This is a genomic window from Marinobacter sp. F4216 (assembly GCF_019931195.1).
In the GTDB taxonomy this organism is placed as follows: Bacteria; Pseudomonadota; Gammaproteobacteria; order Pseudomonadales; family Oleiphilaceae; genus Marinobacter; species Marinobacter suaedae.
In genome coordinates, this window is the sequence record NZ_JAIOUO010000003.1 from 100964 (window position 1) to 120081 (window position 19118).

A 19118-nucleotide genomic window follows, 5' to 3' on the forward strand; every position below is an offset into this window, starting at 1 on the left:
AAGTGGCGTGGCAATAGGCACATTGCACTCCACTGTGCGCTTATCCGTTACCGTACTTTAAGAATTGTTCATTTACTCACAAAACTACTACGGGATAGGCAGGTGCCAACTGAGCCGTCAGCTACCGCACCTCAAATGTAAGACTTTCCTGTTAGAATAAGGGACTAGAAAGGGTGCATCGCATCCAATGAAGACCGAAGAAAACACTGCTCTAAAGGGCATCCCTACAGCGTTGGTCAAACACCACCTCGTGGCGAACCGCTATCGAAAAACTGGCAAAAAACGGGCATTTAATGAGCAAAATCGATCTCCTCAACACTCCTGAGAATTCAGCCGAAAGCCCCGTTGTTTCTGGTCTGGGGCCTTCTCGCCGCTTTTGCGTCGCCCCGATGATGGATTGGACCACCTCCCATTATCGCTACCTGGCCCGTTTGCTCAGTCGCAATACCCTGCTCTATACCGAGATGGTCACTACCGGCGCGTTGATTCATGGCGATACCGAACGTTTCCTGCGTCACGAGGAATCAGAGTACCCGCTTGCACTTCAACTGGGTGGCAGTGATGCGAAGGAGCTGGCGCACTGTGCGGCGCTGGCCGAGAAGTTCGGGTTTGATGAGGTCAACCTGAACGTGGGCTGCCCCAGTGACCGGGTGCAGAACAATATGATCGGTGCCTGCCTGATGAGCCACCCCAAGAAGGTGGCCGAAGGCGTTCAGGCGATGATTGAGGCAACAAATCTGCCGGTTACGGTGAAGCACCGGATCGGTATCGATGGCCGGGAATCCTGGGACGATCTGTGTGAATTTGTGGAAACGGTGGCCGAGGCTGGCTGTAAAACCTTCATCGTGCACGCCCGGATTGCGATCCTGGATGGCCTGAGCCCTAAGGAAAACCGGGAAATCCCGCCGCTGAAGTACGACTGGGTGTACCGCCTGAAGCAAAAGTATCCGCACCTGGAAATCATCATCAACGGTGGCATCAAGACGTTCGATGAATGCCACGAGCACCTTCGCCACACGGATGGCGTGATGCTGGGCCGTGAGGCTTACCACAACCCCTGGTTGCTGGCCGGCGTGGACCCGGAATTCTTCGGCGAAAGCGCGCCTGTGCAAACCCGTCACGACGCCCTGCGCGCCATGCTGCCATTCATTGAGTCAGAGCTGGCCCGGGGCGTGTACCTTGGGCATATGACCCGCCACTTGCTGGGCCTGTTCCACGGCCAGCCCGGTGGCCGTCAGTTCCGTCGCCACATCAGTGAGAACGCGCACAAACCCGGAGCGAACCTGGAGGTTCTGGAGGCTGCTCTGGCCAAGGTTCGGGAGCCGGAACCGGCCACTATTGCGGAAGCGTAATCAGGCTCTGAACACCGCTGTCTTGTTCCTGTCAGACAGGCCCGTTATTGTAGGCGTTAAAGCCACATTCTGGAGACGAATGTGACAATAACGATCAACCGGGATGACACGCAGAATGAACAAGCTCGAGCAGTTGAAAGCCATGACCACGGTGGTCGCCGATACAGGTGACATTGACGCCATTGCAAAATGGCGACCGGAGGATGCCACCACCAACCCTTCTCTGCTTCTGAAGGCAGCCGCGTCTGAGGCTTACCGCCCGATGTTGGATAAGGCCGTGGCCGAAGCCCACAGTTTCGGCGGGTCGGATGCCGAGCAACTGACCATGGCCACCGATACCCTGGCGGTGCTGGCTGGTAAGGAAATTCTTGGCCTGATCCCTGGCGTCGTTTCCACCGAGGTAGATGCCCGCCTGTCCTTCGATACCAACGCCACCGTGGACCGGGCACGCCGCCTGATCGAGCTTTATGACCGCCACGGCGTGGATAGCAGTCGTGTACTGATCAAAATTGCCTCCACCTGGGAAGGCATCCGCGCGGCCGAACAGCTGGAAAAGGAAGGTATCCGCTGTAATCTTACGCTGCTGTTCTCGTTCATTCAGGCCGCAGCCTGCGCCCAGGCCGGCGCTTTCCTGATTTCCCCGTTCGTCGGTCGAATCCTCGACTGGCACCTGGCCAACAGTGGCCGTGATGCTTTCGCTCCGGCGGAAGACCCGGGCGTGCTGTCCGTCTCCCGCATCTACAATTACTACAAGGCTCACGGTTACAACACGGTAGTCATGGGCGCCAGCTTCCGTAACACCGGCGAAATTGAAATGCTGGCTGGCTGTGATCGCCTGACCATCAGCCCTGCCCTGCTTCAGGAACTGCAGGATGACGAAGGTTCACTCACCCGCCAATTGATGGCCGATGGTGCCACCTCCCAGGATCGGCTGGGGGCTATCGATGAATCCCTGTTCCGCTGGGAGTCCAACGAAGACGCCATGGCAACGGAAAAACTGGCCGACGGCATCCGCCGCTTTACCGTTGACCAGATTGAACTGGAAAACCGGGTCAGGCAATTGGCGAAAGCTGCATAACGCAGCCTGATCAACACGCTGCACGAACGCTATGCTTGAGCAACTGAAAAAACTCTTTGCCGCACCAGAAAGTGCAAACGAGAAGCCCGATCCCCATCAACTGGCGATCGCCTCTACGGCATTAATGGTTCAGCTGGCCCGCATCGACCGGGATCAGGACGACCGCGAGCTTCAGACCATCGTCGACTGCGCGGTGAAGGCGCATCAAGTGTCTAAAGAGGAAGCACAGTCTATCCTTGAGGATGCACTTGGCCACGCCGATGACGCCACCTCCCTGTACGAATTCACTGGCCAGATCAATGAACACCTGGATCAGCAGGCCAAGCAGGCTCTGCTGGTGAATATCTGGCAGGTAGCCTTTGCCGATGGCCGCATCGACAAGTATGAAGAACACCTGATCCGCCGGATGGCCGAGCTCCTGCATCTGAACCACCGGGAATACATGCAGGCCCGGCATCAGGCAGAAGCCCGCACACAGCCGAAGACTTGAAATAAGGAGCGCCCATGTTAGCTATCCTTCATCCGGATACCGAGTTGGACAGCGAAGCCTACCGGCAGACCATGAACCATCTGGAGAACCTGCCCGGGGTGTCGGTGCGGGTGCATCAGGTTCAGGGTTCAAGTCAGCGGCTGACCGAGATTTACCTGTTAGGCGACACCAAATCCCTGAGCAAAGACGAAATTGCCGCCCTGCCGGCAGTGGAACGAGTCATCCGCATCTCTGATGAATACCGCATCCTGGGGCGCCACAAAGATGACCGTCGGCAAAGCGGCTTCAGCTACAACGGTGTCGAGTTCAGCCAGTCCAACCTGAACGTGTTCGCTGGCCTGTGCGCGGTGGACATTCCGGAGCACGTTGAGATCATGATGCAGGCTCTGGAAGAGCACGGTCAGGTGTGCACCCGTATGGGCGCTTACAAGCCCCGGACCAACCCCTATTCTTTCCAGGGGCATGGCAAAGGCTGCCTGCCGTGGGTGTTCGAAAAAGCGGGTAAGCATGGCATCAAGGTGATCGCCATGGAGATCACCCATGAGAGTCACATCGAAGAAATCGATGCGTGTCTCGAAGCACTGGGGCGGCCAACCGGCGTGATGTTGCAGGTGGGCACCCGAAATACCCAGAACTTTGAATTGTTGAAAGCCATTGGCCGCCAGAGCACCTATCCGGTGCTTCTGAAGCGTGGTTTTGGCATCACCCTGAACGAATCCCTGAATGCGGCGGAATACCTGGCCAGTGAAGGAAATGCTAATGTGGTGTTCTGCCTGCGCGGCATGAAAACCGAAGCCGGCCAGCCACACCGAAACATGGTGGATTTCGCCCATGTGCCGGCGGTGAAACGATTGACCCGCATGCCGGTGTGCGTGGATCCGTCCCACTCCGTGGGCAGCCGGGACAAATCCCCGGACGGCATTCTGGACGTCATGCACGCCACCGCTCAGGGCGTTATCGCCGGTGCCAACATGGTGCTGGTGGATTTCCACCCGAAACCGGAAAAAGCCCTGGTAGACGGCCCGCAAGCCCTGCTCATGAGCGAACTTCCCGCCTTCCTGGAAGATGTTCAGCTGTGCCACGACACCTGGAAGAAGCGCCAGGCCATTTTCGAACGCCTGAAACAGAGTGAATCAACGGAATGATCGTCTACGGACACCGTGGGGCCAAGGGAGAAGCCCCGGAAAACACCCTACCCGGCTTTATCCATGCCTACCGAAACGGCATCCGGCATTTTGAACTGGATCTGATCCTGTCTAAAGACGGCAAACCGGTGCTGATACATGACCTGACCGTCGACAGGACCACCAGCCACAAAGGCAGCGTAGCCAGCTACACGGCGGACGAACTGGCCGGCATGGATGCACGAAAAAACACCAGCTCCTGGCCAAGGCCGGTGGGTATCCCCAGCCTTGAGGGTTTGCTGGATCAGTTTGATGACCTTGAGCACCTGCAGCTTGAGGTCAAGAGCGATAAACGGCAACGCCTCAATGTGCTCTGCAACCGGCTGACCGAAATCATCCAGCGCCGGGACCTTTACCAGAAGGTGGCCATAACCTCGTCGGATACCTGGCTGCTCAAGGAAGTAAAGCGCCGAAACAAACACATCCGTACTGGTTTGGTCGCTGAGCGGAAATTCCCCAAGCCCCTGAGCATGGCACTGAAATTCGACTGCGATTACCTGTGCCTGAACTGGAAGCTCTGTTCAAAGAGCCTGGTGGAAAGCGCAAACCGAAGGGGGATGCATGTGTCCGTGTGGACGGTAAACCGGATTCACGACATGCTGGTGATGGAAACAATGGGCGTCGACAGCATCATTACCGATTACCCGACCAGCACCCGGATGTTTTTTGATAACCGGGCTAAATCCCAGCTAACCCTGCCCAATACAACCAATGAAATGATTGCGGCCAGTGAGGTACTGACCGCACGCTGAACCGGATCAGAAGATCCGGTTCAGGCCATTCAGAGCCGCGACCCGGTAGGCTTCCGCCATGGTCGGGTAATTGAAGGTGGTGTTGATGAAGTAGTTCAGGGAGTTAGCCTCGCCTTCCTGGTTCATGATCGCCTGGCCGATATGAACGATCTCGGCTGCCTGGTCCCCGAAGCAGTGGATACCCAGAATCTCACGGGTCTCCCGGTGGAACAGGATTTTCAGCATGCCCACCGCTTCACCGGTGATCTGCGCCCGAGCCAGATCCTTGAAGAAAGCCTGCCCCACTTCGTAAGGTACCTTGGCTTCCGTCAGCTCACGCTCGGTTCGGCCAACAGAACTGATCTCCGGAATGGTATAGATACCAGTCGGAACATCCGACACATATCTGAAATATTCATCCTCGACGATATCGGAAGACGCGGAACGCCCCTGATCGTAGGCGGCGCTGGCCAGGCTCGGCCAACCAATCACATCGCCTGCCGCGTAGATGTTTTCCACCTCAGTGCGGTAATGCTCATCCACCGCGAGCTGACCACGACCGTTGGGTACCAGCCCCACGTTCTCGAGGTTCAGCTTGTCCGTATTACCAGACCGCCCGTTACACCACAGGAACGCATCGGCCCGGATCTTCTTGCCGGACTGCAGGGACAGAACCACGCCGTGGTCATCCCCTTCCACAGATTCGTACTGCTCGTTATGACGCACCAGAACGCCGTTATTGCGCAGGTGGTAACTCAGGGCATCGGAGATCTCATCGTCCAGGAACGACAGCAACCGGCTACCCGGGTTGATCAGATCCACTTTCACACCCAGACCGGCGAAAATAGACGCATATTCGGAACCGATAACGCCCGCACCATAAATGATCAGGGTGCGGGGCGTGTGGGACAGGTTCAGAATGGTGTCAGAGTTATAAATACGGTGGTGACGGAAATCCACATCGGGCGGAAGGTAGGGGCGAGATCCCGTGGCAATAATGCACTGTTTGAAGTGCAGGGATTCAACGGACTTGTTACCCCGAATTTCCAGACGGTTCTTGTCGATGAAGGAGGCCCGCCCATTGATCAGGTCTACCCGGTTGCGGGCGTAGAACTGGGTCCGAAGCTTCACCTGCTTGCCGATCACCTTCTGGGCGCTCTGCAATACCCGCGGAAAGGAGAACCAGCGGGGATCACCGATGTCACGGAACATCTGGTTGGTGTTGAAAGTGATGATCTGCTTCACCGAGTGACGCAGTGCCTTCGACGGAATGGTACCCATGTGGGTACAGTTTCCGCCCACCATGGGCTTGTCTTCGATGATGGCGACTCGCTTGCCATGCTTGGTCGCATTCATCGCCGCCCCTTCACCGGAAGGCCCGGCGCCGATAACGACGACGTCGTAATGATGTTCTGCCATGCCTGCAGTAACTCCTTCTCTACGCCGTAAAAGTTTTTATGTTTTTAGTTTGTTTTTATCCGTTGTCGGGCTTGCTGGCGTCGTAAGCCAGTGGTTCCGCCTTGCCGGCTTCACGAGCAACCCGCTCGTTTTCTTCTTCACACTTCTGGGTATTACCACCGCAGATGTCACAGGACTGGCTGATGCCCAGGGCACCGATGCCACCACAGGTGCCTTTGATCGGCTTGCGCCCGAAAATCACACCAACCGACATGGCTGCGACCAGCAGCACAACAATGAACAGTACGAGTAAAAAGGTACCCATAATACCCTCGCTTATTGAGTCACATAGGACGAAAAGGCCGGCGTCTGATGGGTTTCGAAGCCGTCTTCCGTCCGAACGATGAAGTAAGCGGGAATGTTTTCCCGAACTGCGAGCGCCTCGGCCCGCTCATACCCCATCACATTGAATCCAGTGGCCAGCGCATCGGCGGTCATGCAGTCATCGGCGATCACCGTAACCGACGCCAGATTATGCGTAATAGGCCTACCCGTTGAAGGATCTATTGTATGAGAGTACCGGCGGCCTTCCGATTCGTAATAGTTACGATAATCTCCGGACGTTGCCATTGCTTTACTGTCCAATGCCACGACCCGGTTCACCTGTCGTTCGCCCGAGGTCGGCGTTTCTATCGCCAGTCGCCAGGCATCGCCGCCGGGTTTCCGACCCTGCACCCTGACCTCGCCGCCAATCTCCACGAGATAAGCACCAATACCTTCACTCTCTAGGTATCTCGCAACCGCGTCAACCCCGTAGCCCTTGGCAATCGCTGACAAATCAATGTACTGACTCGTATCCGCACGCAGACCTGGTGTGAGCGACCTCAGCTCCAGGTGTTCGTATCCCGTTTCAGACAGCGCTGAGGCCAGCTCATCTTCGGAGGGGACCACCTCAGGCCGGGCCTCGGGCCCAAAGCCCCAGAGATTCACCACCGGACCAATGGTTACGTCGAACGCACCACCGGTAAGTTCTGAGATCTCTTGCGACCGCTTGAGTACTTCAAACAAAGGTTCGGACAGAGGAATCCACTCGGACTGGTCTTCAGTGCGATTCAGCACCGACAGTTCGGAATCCTGCCGCCAGGTGGACATGGACGCGTCAACGGCCTCCAGCTCGGCTTTTATGCCCTCGGCCAGTTGCTGCAACCGCGCCTCGTCCTCCGGCAAAACCACACTGATGTGGTAGCGGGTGCCGAACACCGGGCCGGAGATCTCCCAGATCTTTTCTTCCGGCTCAAACGAACAACCCGCCAGAGCGGTCATGGCCAGCGCGAAAAACACGCTGACCAATCCCCCCCTGACGGGTCGGAACATGCGGGATGTCATCAGGACTGATTAACCTCCGAAGTCATCCAGCATGATGTTCTCGTCCTCAACACCAAGATCCTTCAGCATCTTGATCACAGAGGCGTTCATGATGGGGGGCCCACACATGTAGAACTCACAGTCCTCAGGTGCCGGGTGATCCTTCAGGTAGTTCTCGTAGAGAACGTTGTGGATGAACCCGGTGTAGCCTTCCCAGTTATCGGATGGCAGCGCGTCCGACAAGGCGACGTGCCACTCGAAGTTGTCGTTCTCAGCAGCCAGACCATCGAAGTCTTCTACGTAGAACATCTCACGAACGCTTCGTGCACCGTACCAGAAGGAAATCTTCCGGTTGGAGTTCAGACGCTTGAGCTGGTCAAAGATGTGAGAGCGCATGGGCGCCATGCCCGCACCACCACCAACAAACACCATCTCCGCTTCGGTTTCCTTGGCGAAGAACTCACCAAACGGCCCCATAACGGTCACCTTGTCGCCCGGCTTCAGGTTGAACACGTAGCTGGACATGATGCCCGGCGGGTGATCAGTGCCAGGAGGCGGTGTCGCGATCCGGATGTTGAACTTCAGAACCCCCTTCTCTTCCGGGTAGTTCGCCATGGAGTAAGCCCGGATGGTCTCCTCCTTGTTGATCGCCTTGTAGCGCCAGATGTCGTGCTTGTCCCAGTCTTCGTGGAACTCTTCCTCAATGTCGAAATCCTTGAAGTCAATTTCGTACGGAGGACACTCCAGCTGAACGTAACCACCGGCACGGAAGTCCACTTCCTCGCCTTCCGGCAGCTTCAGGACCAGTTCCTTGATGAAGGTGGCGACGTTGTGGTTGGAGACAACCTCACACTCCCACTTCTTCACGCCGAAGAACTCTTCAGGAACCTCGATCTTCATGTCCTGCTTCACCGGAACCTGACAGGACAGGCGCCAGCCTTCCTTCTCTTCACGGTTGGTGAAGTGGGTCTTCTCGGTTGGCAGCATCGCACCACCACCGTCCAGAACCTTACATTTACACTGGGCGCAGGTACCACCGCCACCGCACGCGGAGGACAGGAAGATACCGCTGTTAGCCAGCGTGCCGAGCAGCTTGCCACCGGCTGCGGTGGTCAGGGTGTGCTCAGGGTCATCATTGATTTCGATAGTCACATCACCGGTGCTTACCAGTTTGGAGCGGGCCGCGAGGATGATCGCGACCAGCGCCAGAACGATAACGGTGAACATGACCACGCCGAGAATAATTTCTGTATTCATGGTCTCGCCTTTTCGTTAAACCGAATCACCGGGTGTGTTACAGGGAGATGCCGGAGAAGGACATGAAACCCAGGGACATCAAACCAACGGTGATGAAGGTGATACCCAGGCCACGCAGACCTTCCGGAACATCGCTGTACTTGAGCTTTTCACGGATACCGGCCAGAGCCACGATGGCGAGCGCCCAGCCCAAGCCGGCACCAAAGCCGTACACCACGCTCTCTCCAAAGGTGTAGTCACGCTCCACCATGAACAGAGAGGCACCGAGAATCGCACAGTTAACGGTGATCAGCGGCAGGAACACACCCAGGGCCGCGTAAAGCGCCGGGATGTATTTATCCAGCACCATTTCCATGATCTGAACAATTGCTGCGATTACACCGATGTACGACAGCAAGCCCAAAAAGCTCAGGTCCACATTCGGCAGGCCGGCCCAATCAAGGGCGCCCTCACGGAGAATGCCGTTATACAGGAGGTTGTTGACCGGTACGGTGACCGTCAGTACAACCACAACGGCGATCCCCAGACCCAGAGCAGCTTCGATCTTCTTGGAAATGGCCAGGAAGGTACACATCCCCAGGAAGAACGCCAGCGCCATGTTTTCGACGAAAACGGCCTTAAGGATGAGGCTGATATAGTGTTCCATTAAAACGCCTCCTTGGCTTTGTGACGAGACATTTTGTAGTCAGCCTCTTCCACCTGATCAGGCTTCCAGGTACGCAGGCCCCAGATCGCCAGACCGATGATGAAGAAGGCACTCGGCGGAAGCAGGAGCAGACCATTCGGGATGTACCAGCCGCCTTCGTTGACGGTCGGCATCAGAGAAATACCGAACAGAGAACCTGCGCCCAGCAGTTCACGGAAGAAGGCCACGAACAGCAGCAGTACCGAATAACCCAGACCGTTGCCGATACCATCCAGGAAGCTCAGCCAGGGGCCGTTCTTCATGGCGAAGCCTTCAGCGCGGCCCATCACGATGCAGTTGGTGATGATCAGACCAACGAATACGGACAGCTGTTTGCTGATTTCGTAAGCGTAAGCCTTGAGGATCTGGTCAACCACGATTACCAGCGAGGCAATGATGGTCATCTGCACGATGATCCGGATGCTTCCGGGAATCTGGGTCCGCACCAGCGATACCGCCAGGTTGGAGAATGCCGTTACCGCGATGACCGCAAGACACATGACGATGGTCACGTTCATGCTGGTGGTTACGGCCAGGGCCGAACAGATACCGAGGATCTGCAAGGCAATGGGGTTGTTGCTAAAAATTGGTTCGAAGAGAACCTGTTTGGCTGATGCATCTGCCATGATCAGACCTCCCCTTCACGAAGTTTTTGCAGGAACGGCGCGTAGCCCCGGTCACTCATCCAGTAGTTAACCAACTGCTCGACACCCCGGCTGGTCAACGTTGCACCAGAGAGTGCATCAACCTTGTGCTCTTTGTCCGCTGCATCCGCACTGACACCCCCCTTGACCAGACGAATCTGGGGTTCGGTCAGCTCACCGTCGTAGACCTCTTTGCCAACCCACTGCTTCTTCCAGCGCGGGTTGTCGACTTCACCACCCAGCCCCGGTGTTTCCGCGTGAGCGTAGAAACCAAGGCCTTCGACGGTGTTCAGGTCCCCTTCAAGGGAGATGAAACCGTACAGGGTGGACCAGAGGCCATAGCCGTGAATCGGCAGCACCACGCGGGTGACCTGGCCGTTCTCACTCATGGTGTAGACCTTGGCGACGTTCGGGCGACGCTTGATGCCGGCCTTGTCTTCCGAAGACGGAATATTGGTGGACATCTGAGGGTCGGAAGCCGCTTTGTACATGTCGTACTTCATCGGATCAGCAACACCCACGGCATCCGGCTCAACGAACTCACCGGTGTCCAGGTCAACCAGGCGCACATCGAACTCACCAAACATTTCTTCAATCTGGTCTGCGCTCGCACCCTGGGGCAGCATGCCTGCCGCAGACAGGATGTTGGTCTTGATATCCAGGCTCTGGTTCTTCACCTGCGCAGGCTTGAGCATTACGGCTGCCGTGGATACCACAACAGAGAACACAATACTCAATACCAGCGCAACAATGAGCGTTCTGGAGACAGTTTCTTTAGCTTTAGCCACGAGCGAGCCTCCGTTTGATGTTGGCCTGCACCACGTAATGATCCATCAGCGGCGCGAACAGGTTTGCAAACAGGATTGCCAGCATGATTCCTTCCGGGAACGCCGGGTTGATCACGCGGATCAGCACCGTCATGACCCCCACCAGGATACCGAAGCACCAGCGGCCGGTGTTGGTCATGGCAGCAGAGACCGGATCGGTCGCCATGAACATCATGCCGAAGGCGAAACCACCGATAACCAGGTGCCAGTAGGCCGGAACCGCAAACATCGGGTTGGTCTCGGAGCCAATCACATTCAACAGCAAAGACATACCGATCATGCCGATCAACACACCACCGACGATGCGATAGCTGGCGATCTTCATCATCAACAGGAGCAGGCCGCCGATCAGAACCGCCAGGGTGGAGGTCTCACCCATAGAACCCTGAATCGTGCCCATAAATGCGTTCATCCAGCCGATCTGCTCGTTCAGAGCATCCAGACCACCACTGGCAGCCCAGCTCAGGGCGGTGGCGCCACTGAAGCCGTCGACGGCCGTCCACACGGTGTCACCGGAGATCTGTGCCGGGTAGGCGAAGTACAGGAACGCACGACCGGTCAGCGCCGGGTTCAGGAAGTTTTTGCCGGTACCACCGAACACTTCCTTACCGATGACCACACCGAAGGTGATACCCAGGGCCACCTGCCACAGCGGGATGGTGGGCGGGCAGATCAGCGCGAACAGGACGGAGGTGACGAAGAAGCCTTCGTTCACTTCGTGACGACGCACGGTGGCGAACAGAACTTCCCAGAAACCACCAACCACGAAGGTCACGAGGTAAACCGGCAGGAAGTACGCCATCCCGTAAACGAAGTTATCCCAGACTCCCGCTCCCGCGCCCGTTACCGCCAGCGCCTGGATGAAGGCCGTTCTCAGGCCGCCATCCGCCACCATGGCATCCGGGTTCGCAGCCAGGAAGCTGTTGGCCTGGTAACCGATGTTCCACATGCCGAAGAACATGGCCGGGAACGTACACATCCACACTGTGATCATGATGCGTTTCAGGTCAACGCCATCACGAACGTGGGCGGTGGTGGAGGTCACCTTGCCCGGGGTGTAGAAAATAGTATCGACGGCTTCGTAGAGAGAGTACCAACGCTCCCACTTGCCACCTTTTTCAAAGTGATGCTCGATTCCATCGAGAAACTGTCTGATAGCCATCGTATTAGCCCTCGATCTCGATTCTGGTCAGGTTCTCGCGGAGAATCGGACCGTACTCGTATTTACCCGGGCACACGAACGTGCACAGCGCCAGATCTTCTTCATCCAGCTCAAGTGCACCGAGTTTCTGTGCCGTTTCGGTATCGCCAACGATCAGTGAACGCAGCAGTTGGGTCGGCAGGATATCGAGCGGCATGACCTGCTCGTAGGCGCCTACCGGTACCATGGCCCGCTCACTGCCGTTGGTCGTGGTTGTGAAGTTGAACAGCTTGCCGCCCATGAGCTTCGACAGGTAGATGTTCAGCACCGAGAACCGGTTCGGTCCCGGGGACAACCAGCCCATGAATTCACGCTTGGTGCCTTCTTCCAGCAATGAAACCTGGTTGGCAAAACGGCCAAGGTAAGCACAGGGCCCATCGCCACGGCGACCGCCGAATACGGAGCCGGAAATCGCGCGAACCTCGCAATCGGTCGCCACTTCACCTTCCAGCAGCTCTGGCAGGCTGGCACCCAGACGAGTGCGAACCAGACGCGGCTTCAGCGCCTTCGGGCCGCCCAGGGCGACAATGCGCTCAACCGGCACTTCACCGGTGGTGAACAGCTTGCCGAAATCGATCACGTCCTGGTAATTGATGGACCAGACGGTCTTGTTAACGGACACCGGATCCAGGTGATGAATGTGAGTACCGACGTTACCGGCCGGGTGCACACCGTCAAACTGATGAATCTCGATCCGATCTGACTTGGGCACGGACACGTTGGAACCGGGCTTGCCAGTCACAAACACCTTGCCGCTGGTCAGCTTGGACAGCAGCGTCAGCCCCTGCTCAAAGGCGGCACTGTTTTCGCTGATGATCACGGTCGGGGCGGCCGCCAGCGGATTGGTGTCCATCACGGAAACGAAAATGGAGTTGGGCGCAGAGTCGATTTCCGGAACCTTGCTGTACGGACGGGTTTTGAGGGCCGTCCACAGGCCGGACTCTACCAGGTTATCAACTACCTGCTGGCGCTCCAGCCCGGCGAGATCTGCCTCACCGTACTTTGCGAAGGTTTCCGCCTCATCGCCATCGATTTCGATAACGATCGACTGGAATACACGACGCTCTCCGCGGTTGATTTCTTTCACCACGCCGGCAGCGGGTGAGGTATAACGAACGCCTTCGGTCTTCTTATCCGTGAACAGCAGCGAACCGCGCTTAACACGGTCCCCTTCCTTAACAGCCATGGTCGGCTTCATGCCGTTGTAGTCAAAACCGATCAACGCAACGTGGCGAACGGGTTTGCCTTCGGTAATGGTCTGCTCGGGGGCGCCGCTGATGGGAAGATCCAGGCCTTTTTTGATCTTAATCATTAGCCTCGTCCAATCATCAGAAACTAGCTTATGGATTCATAATGCCTGATCCCTGAGGCTCAGATTTCCTTCCCGGAAAACACCGTGCCTCCGCCAAATGCGGAAAATCCAACTCCTTGGAGACGGCGATCGGTCATTTCGACACAGGAAATGATGAGAAACTGGGGGCCAGACATACCCAAAATCGCGCCAATTATAGAGATTAAGGAAACCCATTTCCACCTGAAACCCCGATGGGTTTGTGCGCAAACGTAACCTTCCAACCAACCATCCCAATAAAGAAAAACCCCGACAACTCAGGTTGCCGGGGTTTTTGTTTTCCAGGACCAAGCGCCCAGAGAGCGCTGTCTGATCAGTCCCGCGTGCGCTTCGGGAAGATCGGGTAGGTCACACCAGCCATCTGGTTAACCACTCGAATCACCTGGGCGCTGTAGCCGAACTCGTTGTCGTACCACACGTACAAGATCAGGCGCTTGCCGTTGGCAATAGTTGCCTGGGCATCAACAACACCAGCGTGACGGGAACCGACGAAGTCAGTGGAAACCACTTCCGGAGAGTTCACGAAATCAATCTGCTTCTGAAGCTCGGAGTGCAGAGCCATCTCACGCAGGTATTCGTTAACGCTTTCAACGCTAACGTCTTTTTCCAGATTCAGGTTCAGGATCGCCATGGAGACGTTCGGAGTCGGAACCCGGATGGCGTTACCGCTCAGTTTGCCCTTCAGCTCCGGCAGGGCCTTGGCAACGGCCTTGGCCGCGCCGGTTTCGGTGATAACCATGTTCAGCGGAGCTGAACGACCACGACGGCTACCCTTGTGGTAGTTGTCGATCAGGTTCTGGTCGTTGGTGTAGGAGTGAACAGTCTCAACGTGACCGTCAACAATGCCGTACTCGTCGTAAATTGCCTTCAGAACCGGCGTGATGGCATTGGTGGTGCAGGATGCCGCAGACAGGATCTTGTCGTCGTCGGTAATCCAGTCGTTGTTGATGCCGTACACAATGTTCTTGATGTCGCCCTTACCCGGGGCGGTCAGGATCACGCGGCTAACGCCCTTGGACTTCAGGTGCAGGCCCAGCCCCTCCTCGTCACGCCACTTACCAGTGTTGTCGATCACGATCGCGTTGTCGATGCCGTAGCTGGTGTAGTCCACTTTATCCGGGCCATCGGAGTAGATAACCTTGATGAAGTTGCCGTTGGCGATGATGGCGGAGTTTTCCTCGTCCACGGTGATGGTGCCGTTGAACGGGCCGTGAACGGAGTCACGACGCAGCAGGCTGGCACGCTTTTCCAGGTCGTTTTCCGCACCACCCTGACGAACCACAATGGCACGCAGGCGCAGGTTGTTACCGCCACCCGCTTTCTCGATCATGATGCGAGCCAGCAGGCGACCGATACGGCCAAAACCGTACAGAACGACGTCCTTGGTGCCGTTACCTTCGTTTTTCTTGGACTCTTCACCGTACTTGCCGACGACCGGCGCAATTTCACGCTTCAGGAAATCCTCAACAGACTCGGAGCCACCCTGGTCGCGATATTTGACGCCCAGCTTGCCGATATCGATGTGGGCAGTACCCAGTTCCAGGCGATCCAGGGCTTCCAGAATCGGCATGGTGTCGTGAACAGACAGCTCACTGTCCTCAACCTGACGAACATACCGGTGGGCACGGATAATGCCGATCACCGACTGATTGATGATGGAACGGCCGTAAACGGACGTCACCACGTTGTTCTTCCGGTAAAGACGACCGATCAGCGGAATCATAGCTTCCGCAGTGGACTCGCGTTCCGTCCAGTTAGTCAGGTGCTGATTGATCTGTTCGTGACTCACGATGTGAACCTCTGCTCTGTAGGGCACTGGTTGAAAAATTGGGGCGCACATTATCCATCGTTAAACGCCAGACAGCAAATACGGACTGCCCGCAGCATCGTAAACTGCCAGGTCGCCCCCTTTAAAAGTACGAAACCTGGCCGCCATGACAGGGCGCGACACCAGCGGTAGAATACGCCGCTCGCTATCTCCCGCTCAGTCCGACCAGGAGAAACGTCTCGCCAATGAGCCAAGGAAACCCCATGCCGCGACCACCTCATTCGCTGATCGCCCCGGAAGCCCCCCAGAAAGCCGCCGACCATCGAACGTGGGGCCAGCTGCATGGCAGCAGTGATGCCCTGGCCATTTGCGAAAGCGCACGGGCCCACAAAGGCCTGACGCTGGTCATTACACGCAGCACCGACGAGGCGATTCGACTGGAACAGGCCATGCGTTTCTTCCTGGGTCTATCAACCTCAGACGAATCCGAGACCCTGACACCTGACGGCCTGGAACTGCTTTCCCTACCGGACTGGGAAACCTTGCCCTACGACCTGTTCTCACCTCACCAGGACATCACATCCCGGCGCATCCGCACGCTCCACCGCCTGCCCTCGACCCGACACGGCGTACTGGTGGTCCCTGCGCGGACCCTGATGCACCGGCTGGCACCGGTGGATTACCTGCAGGGCAACACCCTGCTGCTGGAAGTGGGCCAGTCGCTGGATATTGATGCGTGGCGAATGCAGCTCGAAGCAGCCGGCTACCGGCACAGTGAGAATGTCTACGAGCATGGCGAATACGCGGTTCGGGGCGCCATTCTGGACATCTACCCGATGGGCTCCAACCTGCCCTACCGGATCGATCTGTTCGACGATGAGATCGAAACCCTGCGGACCTTCGATCCGGAGACCCAGCGTTCCATTGATCGCATTGAGCGCATCGAGTTGTTGCCTGCCTACGAGTTTCCGTGGCACAAGGACGCCCGTTCCGGCTTCCGCAACCGCTGGTTCGAATATTTCCCGGATGCCGACAAAGACGCGCCGATCTACAAGGACGTCACCCAGGCCATTACCTCGCCGGGCATCGAGTACTACCTGCCGCTGTTCTTCGACCATACCGCCACCCTGTTCGATTACCTGCCGGGCAACACACTGGTATTCACCGCTGACGGCCTTAACGACGCGGTGAGCCTGTTCGACGCGGAAACCCGGGCCCGCCATGAGGATCGCCGACACGACCGGCTGCGCCCGATTCTTCCGCCCACGGAACTGTTCCTGCAGCAGGACGAACTGTTCGGTCATCTGAAGAACTTCCCCCGGGTGACAACCACCACAGAGGCTGCCGAGGGAGCAGGCGCGGAGAATTGCCCAACTACCAGCCTCCCGGATGTGGCGATGGATGGGCGCGCCGCCGACCCCTCCGGTCGCCTCAAACGATTCCTCAACGAATTCACCGGTCGGGTCCTTATCTGCGCGGAATCCTCCGGTCGCCGGGAAGCCCTGATTGAGAACCTGGGCGATCACCAGCTCAAGCTCGCCACGCAGGACAGCTGGCAATCCTTCCTCAATGACCGAGACAGCACCCTCGGCATCACCATCGCCCCCATGGAGCAGGGCCTGGTCCTGCCGGAAGAGCACATCGCGCTGATCACCGAGACGGCGCTGTTTGGTGAGCGCGTCTTGCAGCGCCGTCGCCGGGAGAAACCGACACAGACCGACGACGCAGGCTACCGGGACCTGTCCGAACTCCGGATCGGCGCTCCGGTGGTTCATATCGACCACGGGGTTGGCCGCTACAAGGGGCTGGAAACCATCACCGTAGAAAGCGAATCGAACGAATTCCTGACCCTGGAATACGCCGGCGGCTCCAAGCTGTACGTGCCGGTATCCAGCCTGCACCTGATCTCCCGATACGCCGGTACCGATGAGGAGCACGCGCCTCTGCACAAGCTCGGCACCGAACGCTGGAGCAACGCCAAGCAAAAAGCGCTGGAGAAGATTCGCGACACCGCCGCTGAATTACTGGATGTCTACGCCCGCCGGGAAGCCAGGAAGGGCTTCAGCTTTGAAGACCCCAAGGAAGCCTACCGGGCTTTCGCAGCGGGCTTCCCGTTTGAGGAAACCCCGGACCAGGAAGTGGCGATCGCGTCCGTGATCGAAGACATGACCGGCGAGCGCCCGATGGATCGCCTCGTCTGCGGTGACGTGGGCTTTGGTAAAACCGAAGTGGCCATGCGGGCCGCATTCATTGCCAGCCATTCTGGCAAACAGGTTGCCGTTCTTGTGCCCACCACCCTGCTGGCACAGCAGCATTACGAGTCCTTCCGGGATCGCTTCTCCGATACCGCGGTCAACGTGGAACTGCTCAGCCGTTTCCGCAGCAGCGGCCAGACCAGCAAGGCCCTGACCGCCATCGAGGAAGGAAAGGCCGACATTGTGATCGGTACTCACAAGCTCCTGCAGGGGGACATCAAGTTCAAGAACCTGGGACTGGTAATCATTGACGAGGAACACCGCTTCGGCGTCCAGCAAAAAGAGAAGCTGAAAGCCCTGCGGGCGGAGGTCGACATGCTGACCCTGACCGCCACCCCCATCCCCCGCACACTGAACATGGCCATGGGGCACCTTCGGGATTTGTCGATCATCGCCACGCCGCCGGCACGACGGCTGTCGGTCAAGACCTTTGTGCGCCAGCGGGACGACGCCATGGTGAAAGAGGCCATCCTGCGGGAGATCCTGCGGGGCGGTCAGGTGTACTTCCTGCACAACGATGTCGCGACCATCGAGAAAACCGCCGAGGACTTGCGCCGATTGATCCCCGAAGCCCGGGTGGGTGTCGCCCACGGCCAGATGCGCGAGCGGGAACTGGAACAGATCATGTCGGATTTCTACCACAAGCGCTTCAACGTGCTGGTGTGCACCACCATCATTGAAACCGGTATCGACATTCCCAGCGCCAACACCATCATCATCGAGCGGGCCGACAAGTTCGGTCTGGCACAGCTGCATCAGTTGCGGGGCCGGGTTGGCCGATCCCACCACCAGGCCTACGCCTACCTGCTGACGCCTCCCCCGCGCTCGATCACTTCGGACGCCAAGAAGCGCCTGGACGCCATCTCGGAATCCCAGGACCTGGGCGCCGGCTTCATGCTGGCCACCCACGACCTGGAGATTCGCGGTGCCGGCGAGCTGCTGGGCGAAGAACAGAGCGGGCAGATCGAAACCATTGGCTTCACTTTGTACATGCAGCTACTGGACGAGGCCGTCAAAGCCATCAGGGAGGGACGCACCCCGAACGCTGACCTGCCCCTGAGCCACGGCACGGAAATGAACCTGCGCATACCGGCCGTGATCCCGGAGGACTACCTGCCAGACGTTCACAACCGGCTGATGCTGTACAAGCGTATCGCCAGCGTGGACAGCCGGGATGACTTGAAAGAACTGCAGGTTGAGATGATTGATCGCTTTGGCCTGCTGCCCGATCCCGCGAAAAACCTGATCCGCCAGACCGAGTTGAGACTGCTCGCAGAGAGCCTGGGTATCGTGCAGGTGGATGCCGGTCGCGAGTGGGTGCGCTTCGAGTTTGGCCCCTCCACCCCCGTGGATCCGCTGGTTCTGGTCGAGAAAGTACAGTCAGCATCCGACCAGTTCCGACTCGAAGGCGCCAACAGCTTCCGTTTTCGGCTGAAGGACACATCCACCAGTGGTAAACTCGACAGCATTTCCAAGATGCTGGGCGAGCTGACCCCTGAAAAAGCGAAGGAAGCCGCCTCCTAGATAACCGA

General features: G+C 57.6%; 16 protein-coding genes. 6 read left to right on the forward strand and 10 right to left on the reverse strand.

Going from position 1 to position 19118, the window contains the following annotated elements; all coding sequences use genetic code 11:
* Positions 1-293: 293 nt before the first annotated feature.
* The 5 genes from dusA (at position 294) to K8I84_RS05965 (ending at position 4856) form a co-directional block, all read left to right on the forward strand.
* Positions 294-1352: a tRNA dihydrouridine(20/20a) synthase DusA gene (gene dusA / locus K8I84_RS05945; RefSeq protein WP_223793822.1), complete on the forward strand. Its 1059-nt coding sequence runs from the start codon at positions 294-296 to the stop codon at positions 1350-1352.
* A 115-nt stretch (positions 1353-1467) separates the two neighbouring features.
* Positions 1468-2430: a transaldolase gene (gene tal / locus K8I84_RS05950; RefSeq protein WP_223793823.1), complete on the forward strand. Its 963-nt coding sequence runs from the start codon at positions 1468-1470 to the stop codon at positions 2428-2430.
* 31 nt (positions 2431-2461) lie between these two features.
* Entirely contained in the window at positions 2462-2920 is a 459-nt protein-coding gene (locus K8I84_RS05955) for a TerB family tellurite resistance protein (protein ID WP_223793824.1), read from the forward strand.
* 14 nt (positions 2921-2934) lie between these two features.
* Positions 2935-4065, forward strand: a complete 1131-nt coding sequence (locus K8I84_RS05960; RefSeq protein ID WP_223793825.1) for a 3-deoxy-7-phosphoheptulonate synthase — start codon at positions 2935-2937, stop codon at positions 4063-4065.
* On the forward strand, positions 4062-4856 hold the full coding sequence (locus K8I84_RS05965) for a glycerophosphodiester phosphodiesterase (RefSeq protein ID WP_223793826.1): 795 nt from the start codon (positions 4062-4064) through the stop codon (positions 4854-4856). The genes K8I84_RS05960 and K8I84_RS05965 overlap by 4 nt, the downstream gene beginning before the upstream one ends.
* Before the next feature lie 6 nt (positions 4857-4862).
* On the opposite strand, the gene sthA is transcribed toward K8I84_RS05965, so the two are convergent.
* From sthA to K8I84_RS06015, 10 genes are all read right to left on the reverse strand, one after another.
* The gene (gene sthA / locus K8I84_RS05970) at positions 4863-6254 is read right to left on the reverse strand and encodes a Si-specific NAD(P)(+) transhydrogenase (protein WP_223793827.1); all 1392 of its coding nucleotides are present in this window, start codon (positions 6252-6254) and stop codon (positions 4863-4865) included.
* A gap of 55 nt (positions 6255-6309) precedes the next feature.
* Positions 6310-6558: a (Na+)-NQR maturation NqrM gene (gene nqrM, locus K8I84_RS05975; RefSeq protein WP_223793828.1), complete on the reverse strand. Its 249-nt coding sequence runs from the start codon at positions 6556-6558 to the stop codon at positions 6310-6312.
* Between the two features lie 11 nt (positions 6559-6569).
* Positions 6570-7619 (reverse strand): FAD:protein FMN transferase, encoded by a 1050-nt coding sequence (locus K8I84_RS05980; RefSeq protein ID WP_223793829.1) that lies wholly within the window; start codon positions 7617-7619, stop codon positions 6570-6572.
* 9 nt (positions 7620-7628) lie between these two features.
* Positions 7629-8855 (reverse strand): NADH:ubiquinone reductase (Na(+)-transporting) subunit F, encoded by a 1227-nt coding sequence (gene nqrF / locus K8I84_RS05985; protein ID WP_223793830.1) that lies wholly within the window; start codon positions 8853-8855, stop codon positions 7629-7631.
* Positions 8856-8892: 37 nt separating this feature from the next.
* Positions 8893-9501 (reverse strand): NADH:ubiquinone reductase (Na(+)-transporting) subunit E, encoded by a 609-nt coding sequence (gene nqrE, locus K8I84_RS05990; RefSeq protein WP_223793831.1) that lies wholly within the window; start codon positions 9499-9501, stop codon positions 8893-8895.
* Positions 9501-10166 carry an NADH:ubiquinone reductase (Na(+)-transporting) subunit D gene (locus K8I84_RS05995; protein ID WP_223793832.1) on the reverse strand — a complete coding sequence of 222 codons (666 nt, stop codon included), beginning with the start codon at positions 10164-10166 and terminating at the stop codon, positions 9501-9503. The genes nqrE and K8I84_RS05995 overlap by 1 nt, the downstream gene beginning before the upstream one ends.
* A 2-nt stretch (positions 10167-10168) precedes the next feature.
* On the reverse strand, positions 10169-10972 hold the full coding sequence (locus tag K8I84_RS06000) for a Na(+)-translocating NADH-quinone reductase subunit C (RefSeq protein ID WP_223793833.1): 804 nt from the start codon (positions 10970-10972) through the stop codon (positions 10169-10171).
* Positions 10965-12173, reverse strand: a complete 1209-nt coding sequence (locus K8I84_RS06005) for an NADH:ubiquinone reductase (Na(+)-transporting) subunit B (RefSeq protein ID WP_223793834.1) — start codon at positions 12171-12173, stop codon at positions 10965-10967. Before K8I84_RS06005 ends, K8I84_RS06000 begins: the two co-directional genes overlap by 8 nt.
* Positions 12174-12177: 4 nt before the next feature.
* Positions 12178-13524 (reverse strand): Na(+)-translocating NADH-quinone reductase subunit A, encoded by a 1347-nt coding sequence (locus K8I84_RS06010; RefSeq protein WP_223793835.1) that lies wholly within the window; start codon positions 13522-13524, stop codon positions 12178-12180.
* 352 nt (positions 13525-13876) lie between these two features.
* The gene (locus K8I84_RS06015; RefSeq protein ID WP_411722663.1) at positions 13877-15286 is read right to left on the reverse strand and encodes a glyceraldehyde-3-phosphate dehydrogenase; all 1410 of its coding nucleotides are present in this window, start codon (positions 15284-15286) and stop codon (positions 13877-13879) included.
* 308 nt (positions 15287-15594) lie between these two features.
* Here K8I84_RS06015 and mfd point away from each other — a divergent pair, with 308 nt between their 5' ends.
* Positions 15595-19110, forward strand: a complete 3516-nt coding sequence (gene mfd, locus K8I84_RS06020) for a transcription-repair coupling factor (protein ID WP_223793837.1) — start codon at positions 15595-15597, stop codon at positions 19108-19110.
* Positions 19111-19118 lie beyond the last annotated feature (8 nt).

Bases quoted from the DNA above. Each gene is read 5' to 3' on its own strand.
- dusA (WP_223793822.1), top strand. From the start codon at position 294: ATGAGCAAAATCGATCTCCTCAACACTCCTGAGAATTCAGCCGAAAGC.
- tal (WP_223793823.1), top strand. From the start codon at position 1,468: ATGAACAAGCTCGAGCAGTTGAAAGCCATGACCACGGTGGTCGCCGAT.
- K8I84_RS05955 (WP_223793824.1), top strand. From the start codon at position 2,462: ATGCTTGAGCAACTGAAAAAACTCTTTGCCGCACCAGAAAGTGCAAAC.
- K8I84_RS05960 (WP_223793825.1), top strand. From the start codon at position 2,935: ATGTTAGCTATCCTTCATCCGGATACCGAGTTGGACAGCGAAGCCTAC.
- K8I84_RS05965 (WP_223793826.1), top strand. From the start codon at position 4,062: ATGATCGTCTACGGACACCGTGGGGCCAAGGGAGAAGCCCCGGAAAAC.
- sthA (WP_223793827.1), bottom strand. From the start codon at position 6,254: ATGGCAGAACATCATTACGACGTCGTCGTTATCGGCGCCGGGCCTTCC.
- nqrM (WP_223793828.1), bottom strand. From the start codon at position 6,558: ATGGGTACCTTTTTACTCGTACTGTTCATTGTTGTGCTGCTGGTCGCA.
- K8I84_RS05980 (WP_223793829.1), bottom strand. From the start codon at position 7,619: ATGACATCCCGCATGTTCCGACCCGTCAGGGGGGGATTGGTCAGCGTG.
- nqrF (WP_223793830.1), bottom strand. From the start codon at position 8,855: ATGAATACAGAAATTATTCTCGGCGTGGTCATGTTCACCGTTATCGTT.
- nqrE (WP_223793831.1), bottom strand. From the start codon at position 9,501: ATGGAACACTATATCAGCCTCATCCTTAAGGCCGTTTTCGTCGAAAAC.
- K8I84_RS05995 (WP_223793832.1), bottom strand. From the start codon at position 10,166: ATGGCAGATGCATCAGCCAAACAGGTTCTCTTCGAACCAATTTTTAGC.
- K8I84_RS06005 (WP_223793834.1), bottom strand. From the start codon at position 12,173: ATGGCTATCAGACAGTTTCTCGATGGAATCGAGCATCACTTTGAAAAA.
- K8I84_RS06010 (WP_223793835.1), bottom strand. From the start codon at position 13,524: ATGATTAAGATCAAAAAAGGCCTGGATCTTCCCATCAGCGGCGCCCCC.
- K8I84_RS06015 (WP_411722663.1), bottom strand. From the start codon at position 15,286: ATGATTCCGCTGATCGGTCGTCTTTACCGGAAGAACAACGTGGTGACG.
- mfd (WP_223793837.1), top strand. From the start codon at position 15,595: ATGCCGCGACCACCTCATTCGCTGATCGCCCCGGAAGCCCCCCAGAAA.